The sequence below is a fragment of the Sinorhizobium fredii USDA 205 genome, assembly GCF_001461695.1.
In the GTDB taxonomy this organism is placed as follows: Bacteria; Pseudomonadota; Alphaproteobacteria; order Rhizobiales; family Rhizobiaceae; genus Sinorhizobium; species Sinorhizobium fredii.
In genome coordinates, this window is the sequence record NZ_AUTC01000130.1 from 48,967 (window position 1) to 75,257 (window position 26,291).

Sequence of the window (26,291 nt, forward strand, 5' to 3'; positions counted from 1 at the left end):
TTTGACGCTGCGGCGGGCGGCTCGCCCGTCCGGCTATGGTTGAAAGCGGTAGCATCCCATGCGCATTACTCTCGAGCGGTCCAACCTTTTGAAATCGCTGAACCATGTCCATCGCGTGGTCGAACGGCGCAACACCATACCGATCCTCTCGAACGTGCTCCTGCGCTCCGACGGCGCCAGCCTCGAAATGAAGGCGACGGACCTCGACCTGGAAATCACCGAGGCCACGCCGGCGCAGGTCGAACAGGCCGGCGCGACGACCGTTCCGGCCCATCTGCTCTACGACATCGTCCGCAAGCTGCCGGACGGTTCGGAGGTGCTGCTCGCCACCAATGCCGAGGGCACCGCCATGACGGTTGCCTCGGGCCGCTCGAAGTTCTCGCTGCAATGCCTGCCGCAATCGGATTTTCCGGACCTGACGGCCGGCAGCTTCTCGCACTCCTTCCGAGTCAAGGCGACGGATCTGAAGATGCTGATCGACAGGACGCAGTTCGCGATCTCGACCGAGGAGACGCGCTACTACCTCAACGGCATCTTCGTCCACACCGTGGAAAACAAGGGTGAGCTCAAGCTGCGTGCGGTGGCGACCGACGGCCATCGCCTTGCGCGTGCCGACATCGAGGCGCCGGCCGGCTCCGAGGGCATGCCCGGCATCATCATTCCGCGCAAGACGGTCAGCGAATTGCAGAAGCTGCTCGACACTCCGGACGTGATCGTCACCGTCGAAGTCTCGGACGCGAAGATCCGCCTGACGATCGGCTCGATCGTGATGACATCCAAGCTGATCGACGGCACCTTCCCGGACTATCAGCGGGTGATTCCGGCCGGCAACGACAAGGAGCTGCGGGTCGATTGCCAGTCCTTCGCGCAAGCCGTCGACCGCGTCTCGACGATTTCCTCCGAACGCGGCCGCGCCGTCAAGCTGGCGCTCGCCGACGGACAGATGACGCTGACCGTCAACAACCCGGATTCCGGTAGCGCAACGGAAGAATTGCCGGTCGGCTATGAGAACGATCCGCTCGAAATCGGCTTCAACGCCAAGTATCTGCTCGACATCACCGCGCAGCTGACCGGCAATGAAGCGGTCTTCATGCTGGCGGACCCGGGTTCGCCGACGCTGGTGCGTGACCTCGCGGCGGACGACGCGCTTTACGTGCTCATGCCGATGCGCGTCTGAGACTGAACCGCGCTGCTTAATGAGACTTGCATGTTCTATCGCTGGATCGGCGGCGATTTAGGGATAAAACAGCAGAACGATTTCGGATTGGAACCCGCCATGCGCCCGCTTGGCGGGTTTTTCACAGGCCCGACGTCGCTCTCTGTTGATAAAGTGTCGCTTTCAGACGCGGGCCGACTTGTTTTCGCCGCAGATGCGAGCACATTATGAGAAGAAGTTCACGCGGGCCGCCGACTAGCGGCGACGCGTGCGTTGTCATGGAACGATGAAGCCGAGGGGATTCAATGAGTCTGCGCCTGAAGGTGAAGGAAAAGTTCGGTCAGAAGTTCGACGAAGAGATTCGCTTCTTCAAGGGCTGGATGAGCAACACCCGGGCCGTCGGCGCGATCCTGCCCACGTCCTCGATAACGGCGCGACGCATGGCGAGCGTCGTCAACCCGCGTTCCGGCCTGCCGGTTCTCGAGCTCGGCCCGGGCACGGGCGTGATCACCAAGGCGATCCTGGAGCGCGGCATCTCCCCTGATAGGCTAGTATCGGTCGAATACTCGACCGAATTCTTCAATCAGCTGAAGGCGGATTTCGCCGGCGTCAACTTCATCAACGGCGACGCCTTCGACCTTTCGCGCACGCTCGGCGCGCTGAACTGTCAGCAGTTCGACAGCGTCATCTCCGCCGTCCCGCTTCTGAACTTCCCGATGCACCGCCGCGTCGAGTTGATCGAGGACCTGCTGTCGCGCATCCCCTTCGGTCGTCCCGTCGTTCAGATCTCCTACGGGCCGATGTCGCCGGTCGTCGCCATGCCGGATCGCTATCGCATCCAGCATTACGATTTCGTCGTGCGCAACATCCCGCCAGCTCAGCTCTGGGTCTACAGCAAGGCCCACTAGACGCCGGCCCGCCCGTGTTCGGCGTCTATCTCACGCACCCGCAAGTCAAGATCGATCCTGCCGTCGCGGTGCCGGAATGGGGCCTGTCCGATCTCGGGCGGGAACGGGCGCGCATGACCTCCGGACAGCCGTGGGTCCGATTGCTTGGCCGCGTCATATCGAGCGCTGAGAGGAAGGCTCTGGAAACCGCGACGTTCCTCGCCGAGGCTGCAGGCGTTCCGGTCGAGACGGCCGAGGAGACGGGCGAGAACGACCGTTCCGCGACGGGATTCCTGCCGCCAGAGGACTTCGAAAAGGCAGCGGACCGGTTCTTCGCCCATCCCGAGGAGAGCTATTCGGGCTGGGAGCGGGCGATCGACGCCCAGGCGCGCATCGCAAGGGCCGTGTTCTACATCCTCGACCGCCACGATCCGGCGATCCCGATCGCCTTTGTCGGCCATGGCGGCGTCGGCACGCTGCTCAAGTGCCGGATGACCGGCACGGCGATCGCCCGCAGCGCCGACCAGCTGCCGGGCGGCGGCAATCTCTTTGCCTTCCGTCTTGCGGATCGTGCCGTCACATGCGACTGGACGCCGATGGAAATCTGGCAGGGGTGATCTCGACATGAGCACAAGCGCGCGCGACCGGCTGATCGTCGGCCTCGACCTTCCGACGATCGCCGAGGCGGAAAGGATCGTCTCGACGCTTGGCGACGATGTCGCCTTCTACAAGATCGGCTATCAGCTCGCCTTCGCCGGCGGTCTGGAATTCGCCCGCGATCTGGCGGCGAGCGGCAAGAAGGTCTTCCTCGACATGAAGCTGCTCGACATCGACAATACGGTGGCGAAGGGCGTCGAGAACATCGTCAGGATGGGCATGTCGATGCTGACGCTGCACGCCTATCCGAAGGCGATGAAGGCGGCCGTCGACGCGGCGAAGGGCTCCGATCTCTGCCTGCTCGGCGTCACGGTGCTGACCTCGATGGACGCGCAGGACGTCATCGATGCCGGCTACGGCTCCGATCCGCATACTCTGGTGCTGCGCAGGGCCGAACAGGCGCGCGCGGCCGGCATGGGCGGCATCGTCTGCTCGGCCGAGGAAGCCACCGCCGTGCGCCGCATCATCGGCGCGGAGATGGCGGTGGTGACGCCCGGCATTCGCGCCACCGGTGCGGAGAAAGGCGACCAGAAACGGGTGATGACGCCGGCCGAGGCGATCCGTGCCGGATCGAGCCACCTCGTCGTCGCCCGGCCGATCGTCAAGGCGGCCGATCCGCTTAGTGCCAGCCGCGCCATCCTGGCGGAGATGGAGGGCGTCCTCTCAGCCTGATCCGCCAGGGCCGCAGCCGGCCTGCCGCGCCGCGCTTCTTAGCGGGCGCACAAGGGTCGCCGTAGAACATGCTTCGGTCTGGGAAACCATTTCGTTAACTTACTCAGAAAACCGTGGAGTGGCTTTTCGACTTCTCGTGAGCCCACGCGCTTGACCGCGACCAAGAATTGCCGGAAGTAACGATCCCGTCTGTATTTTTCGGAAAAGACGAGGAACTCGCAATGGCCAAGGGATACTGGATTGCTCGGGTCGATATCAGAGACCCCGAACGCTACAAGGACTATGTGGCGGCCGCAAAGCCCGCTTTCGAGAAGTATGGTGCAAACTTCCTTGCCCGCGGCGGAGCGTTCCAACGGCTGGAAGGCGCCGTCCGCGCCCGCAATGTGGTGATCGAATTCCCCTCGCTGCAGGCGGCGGTCGACTGCTACAATTCCCCGGAATATCAGATCGCCGCGGCGATCCGCCAGGAGGTGGCCGACGCCGAGATGGTCGTGGTGGAGGGCGTCTGAGGACGCCGCTATCGGGACCGGCAAGGGCGCCGATGCGCGGCACGCGCGCATGCGCGGAATGGCCTTCACCTTGCCCGCCGCTTCGGCTATGTAGCAAGCAATCCTTGCCAACGACTTCAGGAGTGCGCTTCCCATGACCTTGTCCAACCTTCCGCCGCTGGTGACGATTTTCGGCGGATCCGGATTTGTCGGCCGTCATGTGGTGCGCGCGCTTGCAAAGCGGGGCTATCGCATTCGCGTCGCGGTGCGCCGGCCCGATTTGGCTGGTCATCTCCAGCCACTCGGCAGCATGGGGCAGATTTCCTTTGTTCAAGCCAATCTGCGCTATCGCAAGTCCGTCGACCGCGCCGTCGAGGGCGCCGACCACGTGATCAACTGCGTCGGCGTGCTCTTCGAGAGCGGCCGCAACACCTTTGACGCGGTCCAGGACTTCGGAGCCCGCGCGGTCGCGGAAGCCGCTCGTGCGGCCGGCGCGACCCTGACGCATATCTCGGCGATCGGCGCCGATACGCAATCGGCATCGAGCTATGCCCGCACCAAGGGCCGCGCCGAGATCGCCATCCTCGAAACGGTTCCCGAGGCGGTCATCCTGCGTCCGTCGATCATCTTCGGGCCGGAGGACGACTTCTTCAACAAGTTCGCCAGCATGGCGCGCTTTGCGCCTGCGCTGCCGCTGATCGGCGGCGGCCAGACGAAGTTCCAGCCGGTCTATGTGACGGATGTCGCCGAAGCCGTCGCCCGCACGGTCGACGGCAAGCTCAAGGGCGGGACGATCTATGAACTCGGCGGCGCGCAGGTCCTGTCGTTTCGCGAATGTCTCGAGATCACGCTCAAGACGATCGATCGCAAGCGTTCCTTCGTGTCGATCCCCTTCGGCATCGCATCGCTTCTCGGCAGCGTCGCATCGCTCGTTCCCTTCATCGCGCCGCCGATTACCGCCGACCAGGTGGTGTTGCTGAAATCCGACAATGTCGTTTCCGCGGCGGCCGAAGCGGAGGGCCGGACGCTCGCCGGCATCGGCATCGAGCCGACATTGCTCGATTCGATCCTGCCGACCTATCTGGTACGTTTTCGCCCGCAAGGACAGTATACGCGCGGCGGCGGCGCGGCCTGATTGCCCTGCAACCCGAGACGGTTCGACTCCAGTTGCCGGCCCACCGGCGGCCTTCGCTTGTGGCCATGATGCAACAGCGTTGCAGTTCTGCCGCAGTCGAAAACGGGAATGGTGTTTACCGCAGATTCAGCATGTCCTGATATTGATCATGACACGCCCGGCGAATAAACACCGCTCGCACCCACTGCGCGGCGAGCGCTGGCGGTGACAACATCATAGTCGAAAGGCATAACGTCTCATGGGCAAGTCGATCGCAATCTTTTTTGCGTCTGCGGCACTGATCATTCTGGCTGGCTCATTCATCGCACCGGGCACCGTGGCGAGCAGCAGCAAGGGCTGCGCGCCTGCCTATGGCGTCGACCCTTGCACGACAGCGGCGATCGGGGCTTCCGGCTGGTAAGCCGGTCAACTGCCCTTAACGCCTGAGAAGATCGGCATCGGGGCGGAAATCAGTTTTTGGCGGGGGCCAGGGGCCGCATGCGTTTCGCAAGAAACGTATGCGGCTTTTTTTGTAGCGAGATCCTGAGCTGTCACGATCCTGCTTTCGTGGACATTTATCCCAGCAGCCACAGGCCGACTAGCCCGGCCGTACCGACGATGATGCGCCAGATGGCGAAGGGCGTGAAGCCGCGATGCGAGACGAAATCGAGCAGCGAGCGCACGACGAAGATCCCCGCAACGAAGGCGGCGATGAAGCCGATGGCGATGACGCCGACGTCGTCGAAGGAGAGCGCGTCACGGTTCTTGTAGAGATCGAGGGTGAAGGCGCCGACCATGGTCGGCATGGCAAGGAAGAAGGAGAACTCGGCCGCCGAACGCTTGTCGGTTCCCATCAGCAGGGCGCCGGCGATCGTCGCGCCGGAGCGCGACGTCCCCGGGATCATCGCAAGGCACTGGAAGAGGCCGATCTTCAGCGCCAAGGAGGGCGGGTAGTCGAAGACGTCGGTATAGCGCGGCTGAAGCGGCAGGCGGTCGATTGCGTAGAGAATGACGCCGCCGACGATCAGCACGACGCAGATCAGCATCGGCGTCTCGAACAGCACCGACTTGATGAAGTCATGCGCCGCCGCGCCGATCAGCGCCGCCGGCAGGAAGGCGAGCAGCACCGACGACACGAAGCGCCGCGCCTTGACGCTCGTCGGAAGCGCCAGCGCGATCGACAGCAGCTTCTGGAAATAGACGAGCAGGATGGCCAGGATGGCACCGAGCTGGATGAGCACGGCAAATGTGTTTCCCGGCGACTTGAAGCCGAGGAAGTGCCCGGCAAGCAGCACATGCGCCGTCGACGAGACGGGGATGAACTCCGTCAGCCCTTCGATAAGTCCGAGCACGAGCGCGCTGATGATCGATTGATCGGCCATATATGAAAGTTTCCTGATATTCTTGGATTTGGGAGGAGGAGGTCGATTCTCTTGTGTTTGCCACCGCAACTACCTATAGCTCGTTGGAGCAAGCCGTGGCCAGTTGCATATGCCGCGACGCCTACTGCATGTTTCCTTAAATCGAGCCGATTTAAGGATCAAAACATGCAGCGATTCAAAGTGCTGCAGCGTCCTTTGTGCGTCTGAAAGACGCACGGCGCTGTAGATCCCCGAAAACAGCCGCAATCTGATCACCGATGCCGACACTGTATCATCACCCTATGTCCTCTGCCTCGCGGTTCGTACGCCTTATTCTCTCAGAATATGGCTATCAGACGGAATTGAGCGAAGAACAGCCCTGGGAGAACCGGCGCGACTTCCTGGCGCTCAACCCGGCCGGCACCCTGCCGGTCTATGTCGATGACAGCATGCGGGCGCTTTGCGGCGCGACGATCATCTCGGAATATCTCGACGAGACCAGCGGCATCATGAAACGCGATCGCCGGCTTTTGGCAGAGGATCCGTTCCAGCGGGCCGAAATCCGCCGCCTCACCGAATGGTTCCTGCAGAAGATGGAAGCCGACGTGACGCGGCCGCTGGTGCGCGAGCGCATCTTCAAGCTGCAGATGACGCCCGACCAGGGCGGCGGCGCGCCGGATTCGAAGGTCCTCAGGACGTCGCGCAGCAATATCCGCCAGCACATGAAGTATCTCTCCTGGCTCGCCGGCTCACGCCCGTGGCTTGCCGGCGACCGGATCTCCTACGCCGACCTCGCGGCGGCCGCGGCGACCTCCGTCCTCGATTATCTTGGCGAAATTGACTGGTCCGATGCGCCGACCGCCAAGGAATGGTACCAGCGGCTCAAATCCCGGCCGTCCTTCCGCCCGCTGCTCGCCGAACGGGTGCGCGGTGTAACCCCCGTCTCCCATTATGCGGATCTCGATTTCTAAGGACACGACAATGCCCGGCGACGCTATAAAGGCGGAGAACCAGGGCAGGAAACGACGGACACTCACCGCCTTCCTGAAGGAAGAAGCCGCGGCGAAGGGCTTCGACCTCTGTCGGATCACCCGGCCGGACGCGATTCCCGAGGCACCGGACAGGCTCCGGCAGTTCCTTGCCGCCGGCTGTCACGGGACGATGGAATGGCTTGCCGAGACGGCGGAGCGGCGCGCCGATCCGCGGGTGCTGTGGAGCGACGTCCGCTCGATCGTGCTCTTCGGGATGAATTACGGTCCCGACAGCGATCCGCTCGCGATCCTCGCCAGGCGGGACCGGGGCGCGATCTCGGTCTACGCTCAGAACCGCGATTATCACGACGTCGTCAAGGGGCGGCTGAAGGAGATCGCCACGCGCTTTGCGGCGCGCGCCGGCGAGGATGTGAAAGTCTTCGTCGACACCGCCCCGGTCATGGAAAAGCCGCTCGCTGAAAAGGCCGGCATCGGCTGGCAGGGCAAGCACACCAATCTCGTCAGCCGCGAATTCGGCTCCTGGCTGTTTCTCGGCAGCCTGTTCACGACCGCCGACCTCGACCTCGACGCGCCCGAGCGCGACCATTGCGGCTCCTGCCGGGCCTGCCTCGACGCCTGTCCGACCGGCGCCTTCCCGGTGCCCTATCGCATCGATGCGCGGCGCTGCATCTCCTATCTGACGATCGAGCACAAGGGGCCGATCGACCCCGAATTGCGGCCGCTGATCGGCAACCGCATCTATGGCTGCGACGACTGTCTGGCCGTCTGCCCCTGGAACAAGTTTGCGCGCTCGGCCTCGGAGATGAAGCTTAAAGCGCGGGACGACCTCCAGGAGCCGGAGCTCGCCGCCCTGCTGACGCTTGACGAAGTCGCTTTCCGCAGCCTGTTCTCCGGCTCTCCGGTGAAACGCATCGGACGCGACCGTTTCGTCAGAAATGTCTTGATCGCCGCTGGCAATTCCGGTCAGAAGGACCTGATACCCGCCTGCAAGGCATTGGCGCGCGATGGCTCGCCAACCGTCAGAGGGATGGCCGTCTGGGCGCTGTCGCGCCTGATGCCGGCGGGCGACCTGGCCGCGTTCGCCGCGGAATGCGGGCAGGAAACCGACGATGAGGTGCTTTCGGAATGGGAAATGGCAGGAGTGAGCCGATGCATGTCCTGATACTTGGCGCCGGCTATTCCGGCACCGCCATCGCGAAGGCGTTTGCGTCTACGGGGCAATCGGTGACGGGAACCACTCGTTCGCCGGAGAAGCTGGCGACGCTCAAGGCCGCAGGCATCGAGCCTCTGCTGTTCGACGGCAACGAAATTTCCCCGGAGCTCGCCGAGGCGATGCGCAAGACGACTCACCTCGTCCAGTCGATCGCCCCCGGTCGCGACGGCGACCCGATGTTTCGCGCCACCACACCGCCACTTGATGGGCTTCTGCCGAACCTTCGCTGGGTCGGTTATCTCTCCACCGTCGGCGTCTACGGCGATCATGGCGGCGGCTGGGTATCGGAGGAGACACCGCTCAAGCCGGTCTCCCAGCGATCCGTCGAACGGGTCGAGGCGGAAAACGCCTGGCTGGATCATGGCGCGAGGCAGGGCATTCCCGTTGCCGTGCTTCGGCTGGCCGGCATCTACGGGCCGGGCCGCAATGCCTTTCGCAATCTCACGGAAGGCACGGCGCGCCGCGTCGTGAAGGCGAACCAGGTCTTCAATCGCATCCGCGTCGAGGATATCGGCGCGGCCGCTGCCTTCCTGGCCGGTGGCAGCGCAGGCGGGATCTTCAATGTCACCGACGACGAGCCCGCCCCGCCGCAGGATGTCGTGGCAGAAGCCGCGCGGCTGATGGGCGTCACGCCGCCACCAGAGGTGCCGTTCGAAACCGCCGAAATGTCGCCGATGGCGCGCTCCTTCTACGGCGAGAATAAGCGCGTCTCCAATCAGCGACTGCGCCAGGCCGGCTTCGATTTCGCCTTTCCGAATTATCGCGTTTCGCTTGCACAGCTATGGACGAGCGGCATCTGGCGCGGCGAATAGTTTAACCTCGACAATACTCAATCAGAATATCTTCCACCACCGAAAGCATGTCGTGAGATCATCCGAAAGTAATATATTCGGACGATTCATCCTGTCCGCCTCATACTGCCACATTTCACCCTATACTTCGCCATTTCCTACAACCTAAGCGCTAGTTCAGAATTCTAATGATGGAAGTTCGTGGAAATTCACGCGACGCGAAAATTTAAATGATTTTTTACGTCGGCCTGGCAGCTGCGTGGAACCAAAGCGCGCAAAGAGCGTTTAAACGCTGATTTTAAAGAATATCTTTGGGAATTTTAAAACAATTCAAACGGCATTCAATTTTAAATTAAGGACGCTTTTTAATAAATCCTAATCAAAGGTTAAAGGTTGAAGCACGCTTTTGCCACTTTTCGCCCTAATTAGCTCGAACTGCAAAGGGAACTAGTCGAACATTCAATCCGAAGGGATCGTCGCTTGAAACCCGCGAAAATCAAGACTGCTGCCGCCGCAGCGCTATTCACCGTCGGGATGGGTTTGGTCTCGGCATCCGACAGCCAGGCAAAAGGGACGGGTTGCGGTGGCGCCTCCTGGTATGCCCTGACCTCGAAAACCGCCTCCGGCGAGCGCATGAACGCCGCGCGCCTGACGGCCGCGCACCGCAGCCTGAAATTCGGCACCAAGGTTCAGGTCACCAACAAGCGAAACGGCAAGTCCGTCGTCGTCCGGATCAACGACCGCGGCCCCTTCATTCGCGGCCGGGTGATCGATCTTTCCAAGGCGGCCGCTTCGCAGATCGGCATGATCCGCTCGGGCACCGCCAGCATCTGCTATCAGGTCGTCAATTCCTGATCATCCATCCGTCCACCGACTCGGCGGGACGGATGATTCTCCGGGGTGGTTGCTCTGGCGGATAATGCGGCCGCTCACTTGCTCTTCGAGGCCATCGCCGCTACCACGGCGAAAAAGGAGTTGATCGAAGATGCGATTGGGCGGACGGCTCTCGGGAGCCATTGACGTTCTTGACGATATCGAGAAGCGCAAGCGCCCGGTCGCCGACGCGCTCAAGGACTGGGGCCTCTCGCATCGCTTCGCCGGATCGGGCGACCGCGCCGCCATCGGCAACATCGTCTACGATGCCCTCCGGATGAAGCTTTCCCATGCCTATCTGATGGACAGCGACGGCGCCGCCGCCCTTGGCCACGCGGTCATGTACCGCCAATGGGGCTTCAGCGTCGACAAGCTCGCGGCCCAACTCGCCGACGACAAATTTGCCCCGCAGGCGCCTTCGGCGGAGATGATGAAGGCGTTCGGCGAGCGGCGCATCGACGACGCGCCGCTCAATGTGCAAGGCGACATTCCCGAATGGACGCAGGCCTCCTTCGAGGAAAACTTCTCCGACGATTGGCTCGACGAAGCCAGGGCGCTCGCCGGACGGCCGACCCTCGACCTTCGCGTCAACACGCTAAAGGCCAGCCGCGACAAGGTCTTGAAGGCATTAGAGCGCAGCGGCGCCGAACCGGCGGCGATCGCCCGCCACGGCGTGCGCATCCCCGCCGGCGAAGGCGCCTCGCGCCTGCCGAACGTCACCGCCGAAATCTCCTTCCAGAAGGGCTGGTTCGAAGTGCAGGACGAAGGCTCGCAGATCGTCGCCGACCTGGTCTTCCCGCGCGAGGGCGAGCAGGTGCTCGACTATTGCGCCGGCGGCGGCGGCAAGACGCTCGCCATGTCCGCCGCCATGAACAACAAGGGCCAGGTGCATGCCTATGACACCGACCGCAAGCGGCTCGCGCCGATCATCGAGCGGCTGAAACGGGCGGGCACCCGCAATGTGCAGGTGCACGACTCGGCGGATTCGCTCGCATCGCTCGCCGGCCGCTGCGACCGGGTGCTCGTCGATGCCCCTTGCACCGGAACCGGAACGTGGCGGCGCCGGCCGGACACGAAGTGGCGTCTCACCCAGAAGAACCTCGAGGAGCGCCTGGCGCAGCAGGAGGAGGCGCTTGCCGGCGCCGCCCAGTTCGTCCGTCCCGGCGGGCATCTGATCTACGTAACCTGCTCGGTGCTGCCGGAAGAAAACGAGGCACAGGTCTACGGGTTCTGCGAGGACAATCCGGAGTTCGAGATCCTCTCGGCCGCCGACACATGGGCGACGCTGTTCGGCACCGGCAAGCAGCAGCCCTGGTCGGCCGACATGAAGACCGTCACCCTGACGCCCGCCTCGACCGGAACCGATGGGTTCTTCTTCTGCCTGATGGGCAGGAAAGTTTAGCAGGCTGGCCGCTCCGCAAGGGAAGGTCGCAATTTGAAAATGTTCTAAACTATACACTTTGACACCAGTTTGCTTTTGGTTCATGACAATGGCGCTTTACCCGGCCTCGAGCCGTTGCTCGGCCGGCTCGAGAAAAGCGTAAGGAGAGGGTCATGACCAAGAATTTCATCCGCGCCGCCGCGCTGGCACTCATGACGGCCACGTCCGTGCTTGCCCTGCAGCCGGCCAGCGCCGCGACGGACGCCGCTGCGGTCGTCAAACACTATGCCGCCGTGGCGCACGCCAAATATGAGGACGCGCTGGTAACCGCCGAGGCGCTCGACAAGGCCGTCGATGCGCTGATCGCAAACCCCGGCGAAGAGACGCTGAAGGCGGCGCGCGACGCCTGGCTCAAGGCCCGCAACCCCTACCAGGAGACCGAGGTCTACCGCTTCGGCAATGCGATCGTCGACGAATGGGAAGGCAAGGTGAACGCCTGGCCGCTCGACGAAGGCCTGATCGACTATGTCGATCCGAGCTACGGCACGGAGAGCGACGAGAACGCGCTCTTCACCGCCAACGTCATCGCCAGCAAGGCGATCAAGATCGACGGCAAGGACGTCGATGCGACGAACATCACGCCGGAATTCCTCGCCGGCACGCTGCAGGAAGCCGGCGGCATCGAGGCGAATGTCGCCACCGGTTATCACGCCATCGAGTTCCTGCTGTGGGGCCAGGATCTGAACGGCACCGGCCCAGGCGCCGGCAAGCGCGCCTATACCGATTTCGACACCAAGGCCTGCACGAACGGCAATTGCGACCGCCGCGCCGCCTACCTGAAGGCGGCGACCGACCTGCTCGTCGCCGATCTCAAGGAAATGGTCGCCAACTGGGCGCCGGAAGGTGCCGCAGCCAAGGCGGTGGACGCGGACCCCAAGGCCGGTCTCGCCGCAATCCTCACCGGCATGGGCTCGCTCTCGTATGGGGAACTCGCCGGCGAGCGCATGAAGCTCGGCCTGCTGCTGCACGATCCGGAGGAGGAGCACGATTGCTTCTCGGACAACACCCACAACTCGCATCTGCATGACGCGATCGGCATCCAGTCGGCCTATACCGGCGAATATACGCGGGTCGACGGCACCAAGCTCACTGGCCCCTCGCTTTCCGAACTCGTCGCCGCCAAGGACGCCGCGCTCGACAAGGAGATGGCGACCAATCTCGCGACCACCGTCGAGAAGATGCAGGCGATGGCCAAGCGCGCCGAAGCTGGCGAGGCCTATGACCAGATGATCGCCGAAGGCAACAAGGAAGGCAACGCCACCGTTCAGGCCGCCATCGACGGGCTGATTGCCCAAGCCAAGACCGTCGAGCGCGTCATTGCGGCGCTCGACCTCGGCACGATCGAGCTTGAAGGTTCCGACAGCCTGGATAATCCTAACGCGGTTTTCCAATAAGCCGAAAAGGCGGGCCGCTCCCGACACGGCCCGGCCCTCGCCCCATGAAAGTCCCGACCGCCCGCTTCCTCGCGCTGCCGCTCGCCGCGCTCATTGGCCTCGCCGCTACGGCAGCGGCGATTGGCGATACTGGTCTCGGCGCCGGGGCTGATACCCCCCTCTGCCCTGCCGGGCATCTCCCCCACAAGGGGGGAGAGCGGACGGAGGCAAAGTCCTGCGCAGTCAGCTCGCAAACACCAGCCTCGTCGAACTCAACCGTACGCGCTCAGCATAATTTGTTGAGCCAGACTTCCCCGCATGCCGATCTCCCTCCTTGTGGGGGAGATGCCCGGCAGGGCAGAGGGGGGTGCCTCCCTCAACGCAACGATCTTTCCGAACAGGACTTCCGGCGCGTCGAGGCCGTCACGCAGCCCACCACCGACTTCTCCAAAGCCGAACAGTTCGAGGCGATGTCCGGCGGCGCGACGACGACGATCGCGCCGATCGACCGGAAGGTCTTCCAGCAATTCTCCGCCAATCTGCCCTTCGAGGACGAGCAGAACTTCAAGCTCGGTAAGGCGCTGTTCGAGAAGCTCTGGGTCTCCGCCCCCTCTTCGACCCAGGCGTCCGACGGGCTCGGCCCGCTCTATAATGCCCGGGCCTGCGAGAGCTGCCACCTGCGCGACGGCCGCGGCCGTCCGCCCGAGGCAGGCGTTGCGACATCGACGGTCTACCGCCTCGCCCGCGCACCGCGCGACGAAGCCGAACGCCGCATGATCGACGTCCACCAGGTGCTCAACTTCCCGGATCCCGTCTATGGCGCGCAGTTGCAGGACAGTGCCGTGCCGGGGCTTGGCGCCGAGGGCCGCCTCAAGGTTACCTATACGGAAGAAGCAGTGCCGCTTTCCGAAGGCGGGACGGCCTCGCTGCGCAAGCCCGAATACGCCGTTGCCGATCTAGGCTATGGCCCGCTGGACCCGGCGACCACTCTGTCGCCGCGCGTCGCTCCGCCAATGATCGGGCTCGGCCTCATTGAGATGATCCATGAGGCCGACCTCCTGGCGCGGGCCGATCCGGACGACCGGGACGGCGACGGCATCAGCGGACAGGCGGCGCTCGTCCGCGACCGAGACAGGAACGCGACCGCGCTCGGCCGTTTCGGCTGGAAGGCCCAGAACCCGACCATTCGACAGCAGTCCGCCGACGCCTTCGCCACCGATATCGGCATTTCCACCCCGGCCCTCGGCCGCACCCACGGCGATTGCACCGAGGCGCAGGACGCCTGTCTCAAGCTCCCGACCGGCGTGCAGGCACGGCTCGGGCCGGTCGAGGCGCCCGACCCGGTGCTCGGCCTCGTCACCTTCTATTCCGCCAACCTGGCGGTGCCGGCCCGCCGCAAGGCGGGCTTCCCAGAAACGCTGAAAGGCAAGCAGCTTTTCTACGAAGCGGGCTGCCCGGCCTGTCATACGCCGAAATATGTCACCCGGCGGGACGCGCCGCACAAGGAACTGGCGTTCCAGCTGATCTGGCCCCATTCCGATTTCCTGCTGCACGATATGGGCGAGGGACTGGCGGACGGCCAGCAAGTCGGTGTCGCCAGCGGACGCGAATGGCGCACGCCGCCGCTCTGGGGGATCGGCCTGACCAAAACGGTCAGCGGTCACACATTCCTGCTCCACGACGGGCGGGCCCGCAATGCCACCGAGGCCATCCTTTGGCACGGCGGCGAAGCGGAGGAAGCCCGCAATGCCTTCGCCGCCATGTCGACGGACGATCGAAACGCCCTGCTTTCCTTTCTGGAGTCGCTCTGATGCGCCTGAGTCTTCCCTTGACCCTCGGCTTGCTGCTTCTTGCAGCCGTCGCGCCCGCCGCCGCTCAGGAGGGCACTGCCCTTTCGCCGCGGGTCCTCGACGAGGCCGCCCTGCCGGGCGTGATGGCGAAGGCGGTGGATCGTTTCATCGTTCCCGGTTACCGCGACCTGTCGCGGGCAACGGCCGATCTCGTCGAAGCCAGCACCGCGCTCTGCGAGACACCGTCCGCCGCGACACTCGAGGCGACGCGCTCGACCTTCTCGGAGGTGGTGCGCACATGGTCGACCATCGAAATCGTCCGCCTTGGACCGGCGCTCGAACAGAATCGGTTCGAACGCTTCCTTTTCTATCCCGACCGCAAGAGCACCGGGCTCAAGCAGGTGCAGGCGATCCTTTCCAAGCGCGACGAGCGCGCAACGCAAGCTGAGAGCCTCAAGGCGAAAAGCGTCGCCGTACAGGGCCTGGGCGCGCTCGAATATGTTCTTTACGGCACCAGAGCGGAGACTCTCGCCAGCAAGGATGGCGGCTTTCGCTGCCGCTACGGAATGGCGATCTCCCAGAACCTGGCGGCGATTGCCGGCGAGCTTCTGGCCGCCTGGGAGAATCCCGACGGCATCCAGTCCGCCTGGAAGGCGCCAGGGCCCGGCAATCCGCTCTTCCGCGACAACAAGGAAGCGGCGACGGAACTGCTCGGTGTTCTCGTCCACAGCGTCGAGATGATCAAGGACCAGCGGCTGCGCCCCTTCTATGATGGGGCGATCGATGGCAAGCCCGACAAAGGCCGCCCGAAGCTCGCCATCTACTGGCGGTCCGGCAATACGATGGCGTCCATTGCCGCGAACCTCCGCGGCCTGCAGACGCTCTTCAACATCGCGGGCATGGAGAACCTGCTTCCCGCCGACAGCCGCTCGATCGCCGGCTCGGTGAATTTTCTCTTCAAGGCGCTGATCAGTGCGGCCGACCGTGTTGAGGGACCGATCGATGCGGCGCTCGCCGATGACAAGCAACGCTCCCGGCTCGACTTCATCACTCTCAACACCGCCGACCTCCTGGACCGGCTGAACCGTGACTTCGGCGGCGCGATCGGGCTCGGCGCCGGGTTTTCCTTCGCCGACGGCGATTGACACGCGAACGTGACAAGCCGGCAGAAGCCTCAGGTTGACAAGCCGCGGATTTCGGCGCAAAGCGCATCCCATGTCCGCTTCGCGGGCATGCTTCACCCACGAAGGATCAACCCAAGATGAACCCCGACAGTCGAAGTCGAGCCTTCATTGCGGCCGTTCGGACCTGATTGATCAGGGCTCCAGGCGGTCGGAATGACCTCGCATATGGAGCCCAAAATGCTGCGCATCTACAAAAGCCAGGACGGCCATCTCGTGCTCGTCGATCGTGCCGCCGGTCTTGCCATCCAGGAGCCGGTGACCTGGTTCGACCTTTTCAACCCTTCCGCCGATGAGACCCGGTTCGTCGAGGACCACCTCGGCATCGCTATCCCGACCCGCGACGAGATGCAGGAAATCGAGCTTTCAGACCGCCTCTACCAGGAGGACGGCGCGGAGTTCATGACCATGACCGCGACCGCCAAGCTCGACAGCGACTATCCGGTCAAGGTGCCGGTGACCTTCGTCCTCAAGGGGGCGACGCTCATCACGGTGCGCCACGCCGACCCGAAGCCGTTCCAGCTCTATGCAACCCGCATCCAGAAACCGAACGGCGCCGTCTGGAAACGGGCGAACTGGTCATGCTGGGTCTGCTCGAAGCGATGATCGACCGGATTGCCGACGCGCTGGAGCGGGCCGGCAACGAGGTCGACGGGATCTCGCGCGAGGTGTTCCGCAAGTCGCATGCCAGCGCCACCAAGAAGACGCGCGACCTGCAGTCGCTGATCGAACAGATCGGCCAGAAGGGCGACCTTCTGACGACCATCCGCGAAAGCCTGGTCAGCATCGGCAGGCTCGTCGCCTACCACGTCGCCCTCGAAGGAAGCGCGGCGCGGAAAGCCGCCAAGGAGAGCCGGCAGCGGGTCAAGCTGATCCAGCGCGACGCCGCCTCGCTCGGCGACCACGCGCTGTTCCTGTCGAACAAGATCAACTTCCTGCTCGACGCGACGCTCGGCCTGATCAATCTCGAGCAGAACCAGATCATCAAGATCTTCTCGGTTGCGGCGGTCGTGTTCCTGCCGCCGACGCTGGTCGCCTCGATCTACGGCATGAACTTCGAGATCATCCCGGAACTGCACTGGCGGCTCGGCTATCCCTATGCGCTGGCGGCAATGGCGATTTCCGCGCTGTTGCCGTATCTCTATTTCAAGCGTCGCGGTTGGCTGTAGGATGTGGCCAAGACCCCTCCCCAACCCCTCCCCACAAGGGGGAGGGACTTACGATGCCGCGCTCGACCCGCTCAACCTCAACGGTTCCGCAGGCTGGGATGGCGCAGATGGCACTCGGGCTGCCGCGGGGGGCAAGCCCCTCCCCCTTGTGGGGAGGGGTTGGGGAGGGGTCTTGCCGAAGGTTCGGACTCCACGCATCCCCACCGCGAGAAATCGGATGAACACCAGAACGCTCCTAGATCGACGCAGCTTCGTCAAAATGGCCGGGGCCGCCTGGATGGCGACGCTTGGCTCGCGCGGCGCCTTCGCACTCGAGAGGACCGACGCCGTCTTCGCCTCGGCCTTCATGGCGCCGGACGGCAGCTATGGCATCGCGACGCTGACGGAAGAGGGAGAGATCGTCGAGCGCACGGCTCTCCCGGCGCGGGCGCACGGCATGGCCTTCTCGCCGGTGACCCGCCGAGCCGTCGCCTTTGCGCGCCGGCCGGGAACCTATGCGATGATCCTGGCGACCGACGGGACTGCCGAGCCGGTCGTGATCACCGCCGCCGAAAGCCGCCACTTCTTCGGCCATGGCTGCTTTTCGGCCGACGGGCGGCTGCTCTACGCGACCGAGAACGATTACTCCGCCAATCGCGGCATGATCGGCGTCTATGACGGAACCTGCGGCTTTGCTCGCATCGGCGAATTCCCGACCTATGGCATCGGCCCGCACGACATGACGCTGACCGCCGACGGCACGACGCTCGCCATCGCCAATGGCGGCATCGAGACCCATCCGGATTTCGGCCGCACTAAGCTCAATCTCGACCACATGGAACCGAGCCTCACCCTTGTCGACACGGCGACCGGAGCACTGATCGAAAAACACGGCCTGCCGGCGGAACTCAAGCAGCTCTCCACCCGGCACGTCGACATCGGCGCCGACGGCAGGATCTGGTTCGCCTGCCAGTACGAGGGGGCGCGCGGCGACCTGCCGCCGCTTGTCGGGCATTTCTCCAGGGGAGAGACGCTGACATTCGTTCCTCTGCCGGAAAGTACAACGGCCGCACTCGCCAATTATGTCGGGGCGATCGCCATCAACCGCCGCGAGGGCCTTGTCGGGCTCACATCGCCGAAGGGCAATGTCGCCGTCACGCTGGATGCGAAAACGGGTGCGGTGGTCAAGGAGGAGCGGGTCGCGGATGCGGCAGGCGTTGCCGCCGCAAAGCCCGGCTTCGCAATCTCTTCCTATGACGGCCTGTTCATGAAACATCGAAGCCCGGTCGCCTGGGACCAGCACATCGTCCGGCTCGACAGAGACTAGGTTGCGACATTTCCGGCGCCGGCGAGCTTCGCCAGGTCATCCCAGCGATAGGCGATCTGCTCCAGGCTCTGGCGGCCGACGCTGACCCGCCCCTGCCCCACGGCGCGCGCGCCGAGCCGCTCGTAGAAGGCCCGGTTCGGATTGCCCGCCAGCACCCAGGCAAAGAGCGACGAGGCCTGCATTTCCCGGCAATGGGCTGCGACCGCGCGCAGCAGCGCCGCGCCGATGCCCGCGCCATGGAACTCCGGCAAGAGATACAGTTCGTAGAGTTCCCGATCGAAGCCCGGCGGCATCGCCCTCGCCCGGCCGTAGTTCGCAAAGCCGATCACCCGCTCTTCCGACATGTCGACGGCGACCAGAAGAAAGGCGCCCGGACTGCGCATTCGCCGGGCATGGCCGATCGCCTGGTCTTCGACTTTCATCGCATCGAGATAGGCATCCGAAATAATCCCGCGGAAGGTCGCGCGCCAGGTGCTGACGAGGACCGACGCGATCATCATCACGTCATCCGGTACGGCCGGGCGGATCTCGATGCGTCTGAAGTTTCTCATTGAGATGATATATGGATGCGGGCCGCCTCCCGAAAGTCCGGGCCCCGAATCGCGGCCTGCGGCGTACTGACGATTGGGCTTGTCCTTGTTCGCGACGCATGCAACTGTCGGCGCGACGCGGGCATTCGGGCCTGCCTGCCAAGGGGTTTCGGCATTGAGGGACGACAGCGAACCGCACGATTTTCGTGCCCGCATCCGGGAAAGCTTCGACCGTCAGGCCGCCATGCGCACGATCGGTGCGGAACTCACCCGTGTCGAGCAGGGCACCGTGGAGATCGAACTGCCATTCGATCCCAAGCTGACGCAGCAGCACGGCCTCCTGCATGCCGGCGTGATCTCGGCGGCCCTCGATGCCGCCGGGACCTATGCGGGCTATTCGCTCATCGATCCCGACGCATCGCTGCTGACAATCGAGTTCAAGGTGAACCTCTTGTCGCCCGGCCGCGGCGAGCGGTTCCTCTTCCGCGGCGAGGTGACGAAGCCCGGCACGACGATCATCGTTTCAGACGGCAAGGCCTATGCCGTCAGATCCGACGGCCCGGCAAAGCTCATCGCCTCGATGACTGGAACGATGATGGTGGTGCGCGGCCGCGAAGGGATCGAGGGATGAGTTTCGAGCTGAAGCCCGTGGCCGGCAAGTCGCTCCTCTACGTGATGGCCGTCGATCCGGAATACGGCCCCTGCCTCAAGCAGCGGATCACGCCGCTGATGACCGGCGTCGGCCCGGTGGAGGCCGCCGTAACATTGACCAAGGCGCTTTGCGAGCTCAATTCGGCTGGAAATCTGCCGGATCTGGTCGTCTCGCTCGGCTCGGCGGGCTCGGCAAGGCTCGAACAGACGGAAATCTACCAGGCGACCTCGGTCGCCTATCGCGACATGGACGCCTCGCCGCTCGGTTTCGAGAAGGGCGCAACACCCTTCCTCGACCTGCCCGCCATTATCGAACTGCCGCTTCGGGTCCCGGGCGTGAAGAAGGCGCGGCTTTCGACCGGCGCCAACATCGTCTCCGGCAAGGCCTATGACGATATCGACGCCGACATGGTCGAGATGGAGACCTATGCGGCCTTGCGCGCCTGCCAGGCCTTCGGCCTACCGCTGATCGGGCTTCGCGGCATTTCCGACGGCAAGGCGGACCTGCAGCATGTCGACGACTGGACGGAATATCTGCACATTATCGACGAGAAGCTGGCAGCCGCGATCGACCGGCTCGAAGAAGCGCTCGAAGGCGGCGAAATCCGGCTCTGACCGTCCTGCAGCAGATCCTAAATTGTCCGGGTGCAATGTAAACGTTGCGCCGGCGGCGGGCTTTCATTAAAGGCTCGCCATGATTAGGTCCTGACCCTAGCTCGCTTGAAGGCCCGCCATGACCCAGACAGCCCATCCCGACACCGTCCTGATCGTCGATTTCGGCAGCCAGGTGACCCAGCTCATCGCCCGGCGCGTGCGCGAAGCCGGTGTCTATTGCGAGATCGTGCCGTTCCAGTCGGCCGAGGAAGGCTTCGCGCGCCTGAAGCCGAAGGCGGTGATCCTTTCGGGCAGCCCGGCCTCGACCCTCGACATCGGCTCGCCGCGCGCCCCCTCGGTAATCTTCGAAAGCGGCCTGCCGGTCTTCGGGATCTGCTACGGCCAGCAGACGATGTGCGCCCAGCTCGGCGGCAAGGTCGAAAGCGGCCACCACCGCGAATTCGGCCGCGCCTTCCTTGAGGTCGAGAAGGACTGTGCCCTCTTCGACGGGCTCTGGTCGCTCGGCTCCCGCCATCAGGTGTGGATGTCGCACGGCGATCGCGTCACCGCGCTGCCGGAAGGCTTCGAGGTGGTGGCGACCTCTTCCAACGCGCCCTTCGCCTTCATCGCCGACGAGAAGCGCAAGTATTACGCCGTGCAGTTCCATCCGGAAGTGGTGCATACGCCGGACGGCGCCAAGCTCATCTCCAACTTCGTCCACAAGATCGCCGGCATCAGCGGCGACTGGACGATGTCGGCCTACCGCGCCAAGGCGGTCGAAGCGATCCGCGAGCAGGTCGGCGACAAGAAGGTGATCTGCGCGCTTTCGGGCGGCGTCGATTCTTCGGTTGCCGCGCTGCTCATCCATGAGGCGGTCGGCGACCAGCTCACCTGCATCCTCGTCGACCATGGGCTGATGCGCAAGAACGAGGCGGCGAACGTCGTCGCCATGTTCCAGGAACACTACAACCTGCATCTCCTCCATGTCGACGCCTCCGACCGCTTCATCGGCGAACTGGAGGGCGTCAGCGATCCGGAAACCAAGCGCAAGATCATCGGGCGCCTGTTCATCGAGGTCTTCGAGGAAGAGGCCAAGAAGCTTGGCGGCGCCGATTTCCTCGCCCAGGGGACGCTCTATCCGGACGTCATCGAAAGCGTTTCCTTCACCGGCGGCCCGTCGGTGACGATCAAATCGCACCACAATGTCGGCGGCCTGCCGGAGCGCATGAACATGCAGCTTGTCGAGCCGCTACGCGAACTCTTCAAGGACGAGGTGCGCGTGCTCGGCCGCGAGCTCGGCCTGCCCGACAGCTTCATCGGCCGCCACCCCTTCCCCGGCCCCGGCCTGGCGATCCGTTGCCCCGGCGGCATCAGCCGCGATAAGCTCGAAATCCTGCGCGAGGCGGATGCGATCTATCTCGACGAGATCCGCAAGGCGGGCCTCTACGACGCCATCTGGCAGGCCTTCGCCGTGCTTCTGCCGGTGCAGACGGTCGGCGTCATGGGCGACGGGCGCACCTACGAATATGTCTGCGCGCTGCGCGCGGTCACCTCGGTCGACGGCATGACCGCCGACTTCTACCACTACGACATGGAATTCCTCGGCCGCGCCGCAACCCGCATCATCAACGAGGTGCGCGGCATCAACCGCGTCGTCTACGACGTCACCTCGAAGCCGCCCGGCACGATCGAGTGGGAGTGAGGCAAAGCGGCTTCTTAGCAATCGTCATTGCGATGTGTTCGCGAGCGACGGCGACCTGCGGAGCGCCCAAACGGGCGTGACCCACGCGACCAGCCTTACGTCGACGGATGGCCGCTTGCCGTTTGCCTGTCGCCGTACTATCCGTCCGCAAGAAAAACCCACCGCATCCACCAGGACGGTAGACGTGGACGTTTCCGAGATCATCATCGCCGGCGACACGCCGGGTGTCGAATGGCGGCTGCCGGTGTTCCGGTTCAAGGGAACGAAGCCGGAGGCGCCGCGGACCTATATCCAGGCGGCGCTGCACGCCAACGAACTGCCGGGCACGGCGCTGCTGCATTTCCTCCTGGAGAGGCTGCGGCAAGCCGAGAGCGAAGGCGGGATCCTCGGCGACATCACGGTCGTTCCCCAGGCGAACCCGATCGGCGCGGCGCAGTCGCATTTCGGCGAGCTGCAGGGCCGCTTCGATCTCGGCACCCGCACCAATTTCAACCGCGACTTTCCGCTGATTGCGCTTGGCGAGCGCCCAAGCCTCGTCGAGAACATCGATCGGCATTCGGCGGTCGACTGGCTGAAGCGGCATCTCCTCTCCATGGCGCTCGGCGCCGAGCTTGTGCTCGATCTCCATTGCGACGACGAGGGGCTGCAATATGCCTATGTCGACGAAACATTCTGGCCGGAGGCTTCGGACCTCGCCGCCGCACTCGACATGCAGGCGGTGTTCCTCTCCGACGGCGAAAGCTCCGCCTTCGAGGAGGCCGTCGCCCATGCCTGGAAGCACGAGAGCGCCGGTGAGAGGAGGACCTCCCTGCCGGGGCGGCTTTCAGTGACCGTGGAGCTGCGCGGGACCCGCGACGTTTACCCGGAGATGGCCCGCAAGGACGCCGAGGGCCTCTACCGCTTCCTCGCTCGGCGCGGCGTCGTCTCAGCGGAAAGCCATCCCCTTCCGGCCTTCGGCGGCGTTGTCGCGCCGCTCGACAATATCGAGATTATCCGCGCGCCGGAATCGGGCGCGATCCTGTTCCACAAAGACGTCGGCGAGAGCGTGAAGGAAGGTGAGCTGTTGGCAACGATCATTGCGCGGCCCGGCATGGCGGACGGCGCGATCGAAATCCGGTCGCCGCAGGACGGTCTGATCGTCACCCGCGTCTCGACCCGCTTCGCCCGCCGGCGCGCCGATCTGATGAAGATCGCCTGCGCGGAAACCTCGCGTGCAGCGCGCAAGCCGGGCACGCTGGAGGCGTGATTGTCTGTCGGCTGCGCAAAACCTATGTCGTCTCGTCGGGGAGTTGGCGCTGGATTGCCCCTCACCCTAGCCTCCCCGCCAGCGGGGAGAGGGGACAAGGCGGCGCGGCATACCCCTTCGCCTCGCTTGCAGGGAGAAGGTGCCGACAGGCGGATGAGGAGCCATTGAGCCGCCCCCTAAGGCAGAGCGCCAACATGTATCTTCGGGCTGTCGAGCAGAATGGTCGAGCGCAGCGTCTTGATCTCGGCGATCTGCTCGAACTCGCTCCAGAGCAGGCGCTTGTAATCCGCAACGTCACGCACCGCGATCTTCAGCAGGAAGTCGAAATCGCCGGCGACCGTGTGGCACTCGACCACTTCCGGCATGCGCGACACCAGCTCGATGAAGCGCTGTCCAACCTTGCTGGCGGTACGCTCCAGCGTCACCTCGACGAAAGCCTGGAAGCCGATGCCGAGCGCCTTCGGATCGACGACGACCGTCTGACGGATCACGCCGGTCGAATAAAGACGCGCCAGCCGACGGGACAGCGGCGCCGGCGACAGGCCCACCTGCTCTGCCAGCTCGTTGTTGCTCCGCGACGCATCTTCGATCAGCAGTTTGATGATCCGCCGGTCGGTCGCATCCAGTTCGGCTCGCTGCTCCATCGCGGCTCCCTCTCGTTCAGCAATCCAGATAACATTATGCGCAATACTGAGCAAAAACGTATAGTCGATCTGCTGAATATGCGCAAATACAGTGTCGCTTTTGCGCTGACCCTGCGCTAGACAGAAACGGACGGGCCGCATACGCGGCTTGCCTTTCAGCCGCCTCAAGACGACTATCGATCGATTTCTCCGTTTCAAAGGGATTGCCAGCATGTTCGACGCCCTCGCCCGCCAACCCGACGATCCGCTGCTGGCCCTGATCGGCCTCTTCCGCAAGGACGAACGCTCCGGCAAGGTGGATCTCGGCGTCGGTGTCTATCGCGACGAAACGGGGCGCACGCCGATCTTCCGCGCCGTGAAAGAGGCGGAAAAGCGGCTTCTCGAAACGCAGGAGACCAAGGCCTATGTCGGGCCCGAGGGAGACCTGGTGTTCCTCGATCATCTCTGGGCCCTCGTCGGCGGCGACACGGTCGAGCGCAGCCATGTGGCCGGCGTCCAGACGCCCGGCGGCTCCGGCGCGCTTCGACTGGCGGCCGACCTTATTTACCGCATGGGCGGCCGGAAAATCTGGCTCGGCCTGCCGAGCTGGCCGAACCACGCGCCGATCTTCAAGGCGGCAGGGCTCGAGATCGGCACCTACGATTTCTTCGACATTCCGTCGCAGTCGGTGATCTTCGACAATGTCGTCAGCGCTCTCGAAGGTGCAGCCCCCGGCGATGCGGTGCTGCTGCATGCGAGTTGCCACAACCCGACCGGCGGCGTGCTGACCGAGCCCCAATGGATGGAGATCGCGGCGCTGGTCGCCGAGCGCGGCCTGCTGCCGCTCGTCGACCTCGCCTATCAGGGCTTCGGCCGCGGCCTCGACCAGGACGTCGCCGGGCTCCGCCACCTCTTGACCGTCGTTCCGGAGGCGCTTGTCGCGGTTTCCTGCTCGAAATCCTTCGGCCTCTATCGCGAGCGCACCGGTGCGATCTTCGGCGTCACCCCATCGGCCTCGTCCGCCGACACGGTGCGCTCCAACCTCGCCGGCCTTGCCCGCACCAGCTATTCCATGCCGCCGGACCATGGCGCGGCCGTGGTGCGCACCATCCTCGCCGATCCGGAGCTTGCCCGCGATTGGGCCGAGGAACTGGAAGGCATGCGGCTGCGCATGACGGGCATTCGCCGGGCGCTCGCGGACGGGCTCAGGAGCCGTTGGCAGAGCCTCGGGGCCATCGCCGACCAGGAGGGCATGTTCTCAATGCTGCCGCTCACCGAAACGGAGGTGATGCGGCTCAGGACCGAACACGGCCTCTACATGCCGGGCTCGGGCCGCATCAACATTGCCGGGCTGAAGACGGCGGAGGTCGCCGACATCGTCCAGAAATTCACCAGCCTCTGAACGGATTCTCCATATGAAGGTCGACGAAAAGACTGATGCTGGCGCCGCAGCGACCGAGCGGCACCGGCTCTACGAGGACGCGCTCGCGATCGTCACGGGCACGCTGATCATGGCGCTCGGCGTCGTCATCTATGGCAAGGCCATGCTCATCACCGGCAGCACCGCCGGCCTCGCTTTGCTGCTGCAGCATGCGACCGGCGCCGCCTTCTGGCTCGCCTTCTCGCTGGTCAACCTGCCCTTTTACATCCTGGCGGTGAAGCGCCTCGGCTGGCGCTTCGCGCTGCGCACCTTCATGGCGGTCAGCCTCGTCGCACTGTTCTCCCGCCTGACCGCAGAATGGGTGGATTTCGCCCGGCTCGATCCGCTCTATGCCACCATCATCGGCGGCGCACTGATGGGGATGGGCTTGCTCATTCTCTTCCGTCACCGCACCGGCCTCGGCGGCATCAATATCCTGGCGATCTACCTCCAGGAGAGATGGGCGATCCGCGCCGGCTATTTTCAGCTCGGCGTCGATCTTGCGATTCTCGCGGCCGCCGCCTTCGTGCTGCCGCCGGCCAATCTCTTCCTGTCGGTCATCGGTGCTGTCGTCGTCAACATGACGCTGGCGATCAACCACAGGCCCGGCCGCTATGTCGGCGTGACCTGAACGACTGCCGGACTTTTCTCTGGGACGGCGTCCGGCTATGTGTGATCGCGGATTTGGCGGAAGACGATTCGGGAAATGACGGTCACCATCTACGGCATCAAGAACTGCGACACGATGAAGAAGGCGCGCGGCTGGCTCGATGGCCGCGGCGCGGCCTACCGGTTCCATGACTACAAGGCCGAGGGCATCGATCGCGCTCGCCTCGAGCGCTGGTGCGCCGCGCTCGGCTGGGAGACGGTCCTCAACCGCCAGGGCATGACATTCCGCAACTTGCCAGACGCGGAGAAGCAGGACCTGACCACCGAAAAGGCGATCGCGCTGATGCTCAAGCAGCCGTCGATGATCAAGCGGCCGGTGCTGGAAGCCGGGGGAAAGCTGCTGGTCGGCTTCAAGCCCGAGCTCTACGAAGCCGAATTCGGCGCTTAAGCGC

At 64.2% G+C, this 26,291-nt stretch carries 27 protein-coding genes and 1 pseudogene; 25 read left to right on the forward strand and 3 right to left on the reverse strand.

Translation table 11 applies throughout. The features are described 5' to 3' along the window. The first annotated feature begins 58 nt into the window (after positions 1-58). The 8 genes from dnaN to N181_RS34030 all read left to right on the forward strand — a co-directional run bounded on the left by dnaN (position 59) and on the right by N181_RS34030 (position 5,395). Entirely contained in the window at positions 59-1,177 is a 1,119-nt protein-coding gene (dnaN, locus tag N181_RS13490) for a DNA polymerase III subunit beta (protein ID WP_014330763.1), read from the forward strand. A gap of 30 nt (positions 1,178-1,207) precedes the next feature. Further along, on the forward strand, positions 1,208-1,387 hold the full coding sequence (locus tag N181_RS33105; RefSeq protein WP_037450858.1) for a hypothetical protein: 180 nt from the start codon (positions 1,208-1,210) through the stop codon (positions 1,385-1,387). Between the two features lie 74 nt (positions 1,388-1,461). Then, positions 1,462-2,064, forward strand: coding sequence for a phospholipid N-methyltransferase PmtA (pmtA, locus tag N181_RS13495; protein ID WP_080577619.1), 603 nt, complete (start codon positions 1,462-1,464; stop codon positions 2,062-2,064). A 14-nt stretch (positions 2,065-2,078) separates the two neighbouring features. Continuing rightward, positions 2,079-2,660, forward strand: a complete 582-nt coding sequence (locus tag N181_RS13500) for a histidine phosphatase family protein (protein ID WP_037397413.1) — start codon at positions 2,079-2,081, stop codon at positions 2,658-2,660. A 7-nt stretch (positions 2,661-2,667) separates the two neighbouring features. Then, complete coding sequence (pyrF, locus tag N181_RS13505) at positions 2,668-3,372, forward strand: orotidine-5'-phosphate decarboxylase (RefSeq protein ID WP_037397410.1); 705 nt, start codon at positions 2,668-2,670, stop codon at positions 3,370-3,372. A gap of 221 nt (positions 3,373-3,593) precedes the next feature. Next, complete coding sequence (locus N181_RS13510) at positions 3,594-3,881, forward strand: DUF1330 domain-containing protein (protein ID WP_037397407.1); 288 nt, start codon at positions 3,594-3,596, stop codon at positions 3,879-3,881. Positions 3,882-4,014: 133 nt separating this feature from the next. After that, complete coding sequence (locus N181_RS13515) at positions 4,015-4,995, forward strand: complex I NDUFA9 subunit family protein (protein ID WP_037431314.1); 981 nt, start codon at positions 4,015-4,017, stop codon at positions 4,993-4,995. Between the two features lie 238 nt (positions 4,996-5,233). After that, the gene (locus N181_RS34030) at positions 5,234-5,395 is read left to right on the forward strand and encodes a hypothetical protein (RefSeq protein WP_014330757.1); all 162 of its coding nucleotides are present in this window, start codon (positions 5,234-5,236) and stop codon (positions 5,393-5,395) included. Positions 5,396-5,549: 154 nt separating this feature from the next. Here N181_RS34030 and N181_RS13520 read toward each other — a convergent pair whose 3' ends face one another. Further along, positions 5,550-6,356, reverse strand: a complete 807-nt coding sequence (locus N181_RS13520; protein WP_037397388.1) for an undecaprenyl-diphosphate phosphatase — start codon at positions 6,354-6,356, stop codon at positions 5,550-5,552. 257 nt (positions 6,357-6,613) lie between these two features. Between N181_RS13520 and N181_RS13525 the strand changes: the two genes are divergently transcribed. The 10 genes and pseudogenes from N181_RS13525 (at position 6,614) to N181_RS13570 (ending at position 18,464) form a co-directional block, all read left to right on the forward strand. Continuing rightward, a complete protein-coding gene (locus tag N181_RS13525) occupies positions 6,614-7,306 on the forward strand; it encodes a glutathione S-transferase family protein (protein WP_014330755.1) in 693 nt (230 codons plus the stop codon). Between the two features lie 10 nt (positions 7,307-7,316). Further along, on the forward strand, positions 7,317-8,489 hold the full coding sequence (gene queG, locus N181_RS13530; protein WP_037397385.1) for a tRNA epoxyqueuosine(34) reductase QueG: 1,173 nt from the start codon (positions 7,317-7,319) through the stop codon (positions 8,487-8,489). Further along, positions 8,477-9,352, forward strand: a complete 876-nt coding sequence (locus N181_RS13535) for an SDR family oxidoreductase (protein ID WP_037397382.1) — start codon at positions 8,477-8,479, stop codon at positions 9,350-9,352. The genes queG and N181_RS13535 overlap by 13 nt, the downstream gene beginning before the upstream one ends. A gap of 459 nt (positions 9,353-9,811) precedes the next feature. Then, positions 9,812-10,186, forward strand: a complete 375-nt coding sequence (locus N181_RS13540) for a septal ring lytic transglycosylase RlpA family protein (RefSeq protein ID WP_037397379.1) — start codon at positions 9,812-9,814, stop codon at positions 10,184-10,186. Positions 10,187-10,316: 130 nt separating this feature from the next. Then, complete coding sequence (locus tag N181_RS13545; RefSeq protein ID WP_060563432.1) at positions 10,317-11,606, forward strand: RsmB/NOP family class I SAM-dependent RNA methyltransferase; 1,290 nt, start codon at positions 10,317-10,319, stop codon at positions 11,604-11,606. Positions 11,607-11,758: 152 nt separating this feature from the next. After that, positions 11,759-13,039 carry an imelysin family protein gene (locus N181_RS13550; protein ID WP_037397364.1) on the forward strand — a complete coding sequence of 427 codons (1,281 nt, stop codon included), beginning with the start codon at positions 11,759-11,761 and terminating at the stop codon, positions 13,037-13,039. Positions 13,040-13,317: 278 nt separating this feature from the next. After that, entirely contained in the window at positions 13,318-14,829 is a 1,512-nt protein-coding gene (locus N181_RS13555) for a di-heme oxidoreductase family protein (protein ID WP_037397362.1), read from the forward strand. Next, positions 14,829-15,953, forward strand: a complete 1,125-nt coding sequence (locus N181_RS13560; protein ID WP_037397360.1) for an imelysin family protein — start codon at positions 14,829-14,831, stop codon at positions 15,951-15,953. Before N181_RS13555 ends, N181_RS13560 begins: the two co-directional genes overlap by 1 nt. A gap of 216 nt (positions 15,954-16,169) precedes the next feature. Continuing rightward, positions 16,170-17,158: pseudogene (locus N181_RS13565) on the forward strand (magnesium transporter CorA family protein). A gap of 217 nt (positions 17,159-17,375) precedes the next feature. Then, positions 17,376-18,464, forward strand: a complete 1,089-nt coding sequence (locus tag N181_RS13570; protein ID WP_037436463.1) for a DUF1513 domain-containing protein — start codon at positions 17,376-17,378, stop codon at positions 18,462-18,464. Here N181_RS13570 and N181_RS13575 read toward each other — a convergent pair. Then, positions 18,461-19,015, reverse strand: a complete 555-nt coding sequence (locus N181_RS13575; protein ID WP_037397354.1) for a GNAT family N-acetyltransferase — start codon at positions 19,013-19,015, stop codon at positions 18,461-18,463. The two genes, N181_RS13570 and N181_RS13575, sit on opposite strands and share 4 nt — an antisense overlap. Positions 19,016-19,169: 154 nt before the next feature. On the opposite strand from N181_RS13575, the gene N181_RS13580 reads away from it, so the two are divergent. The 4 genes from N181_RS13580 (at position 19,170) to N181_RS13595 (ending at position 23,187) form a co-directional block, all read left to right on the forward strand. Next, positions 19,170-19,625, forward strand: coding sequence for a PaaI family thioesterase (locus N181_RS13580; protein ID WP_012710119.1), 456 nt, complete (start codon positions 19,170-19,172; stop codon positions 19,623-19,625). Further along, a complete protein-coding gene (locus N181_RS13585; protein ID WP_037397352.1) occupies positions 19,622-20,260 on the forward strand; it encodes a 5'-methylthioadenosine/S-adenosylhomocysteine nucleosidase in 639 nt (212 codons plus the stop codon). The genes N181_RS13580 and N181_RS13585 overlap by 4 nt, the downstream gene beginning before the upstream one ends. 118 nt (positions 20,261-20,378) lie before the next feature. After that, positions 20,379-21,941, forward strand: a complete 1,563-nt coding sequence (guaA, locus tag N181_RS13590) for a glutamine-hydrolyzing GMP synthase (protein WP_037397349.1) — start codon at positions 20,379-20,381, stop codon at positions 21,939-21,941. Between the two features lie 184 nt (positions 21,942-22,125). Next, positions 22,126-23,187, forward strand: a complete 1,062-nt coding sequence (locus tag N181_RS13595) for a succinylglutamate desuccinylase/aspartoacylase family protein (protein WP_037397346.1) — start codon at positions 22,126-22,128, stop codon at positions 23,185-23,187. A gap of 176 nt (positions 23,188-23,363) precedes the next feature. On the opposite strand, the gene N181_RS13600 is transcribed toward N181_RS13595, so the two are convergent. Then, entirely contained in the window at positions 23,364-23,831 is a 468-nt protein-coding gene (locus N181_RS13600; RefSeq protein ID WP_037397343.1) for an Lrp/AsnC family transcriptional regulator, read from the reverse strand. Positions 23,832-24,042: 211 nt separating this feature from the next. Here N181_RS13600 and tatA point away from each other — a divergent pair, with 211 nt between their 5' ends. The 3 genes from tatA to N181_RS13615 all read left to right on the forward strand — a co-directional run bounded on the left by tatA (position 24,043) and on the right by N181_RS13615 (position 26,287). Next, positions 24,043-25,212 carry a tyrosine aminotransferase gene (gene tatA, locus N181_RS13605; RefSeq protein ID WP_060563436.1) on the forward strand — a complete coding sequence of 390 codons (1,170 nt, stop codon included), beginning with the start codon at positions 24,043-24,045 and terminating at the stop codon, positions 25,210-25,212. A 13-nt stretch (positions 25,213-25,225) separates the two neighbouring features. After that, entirely contained in the window at positions 25,226-25,861 is a 636-nt protein-coding gene (locus N181_RS13610; protein ID WP_037397340.1) for a YitT family protein, read from the forward strand. Between the two features lie 75 nt (positions 25,862-25,936). Next, complete coding sequence (locus tag N181_RS13615; protein WP_037397337.1) at positions 25,937-26,287, forward strand: ArsC family reductase; 351 nt, start codon at positions 25,937-25,939, stop codon at positions 26,285-26,287. The last annotated feature ends 4 nt before the right edge of the window (positions 26,288-26,291 follow it).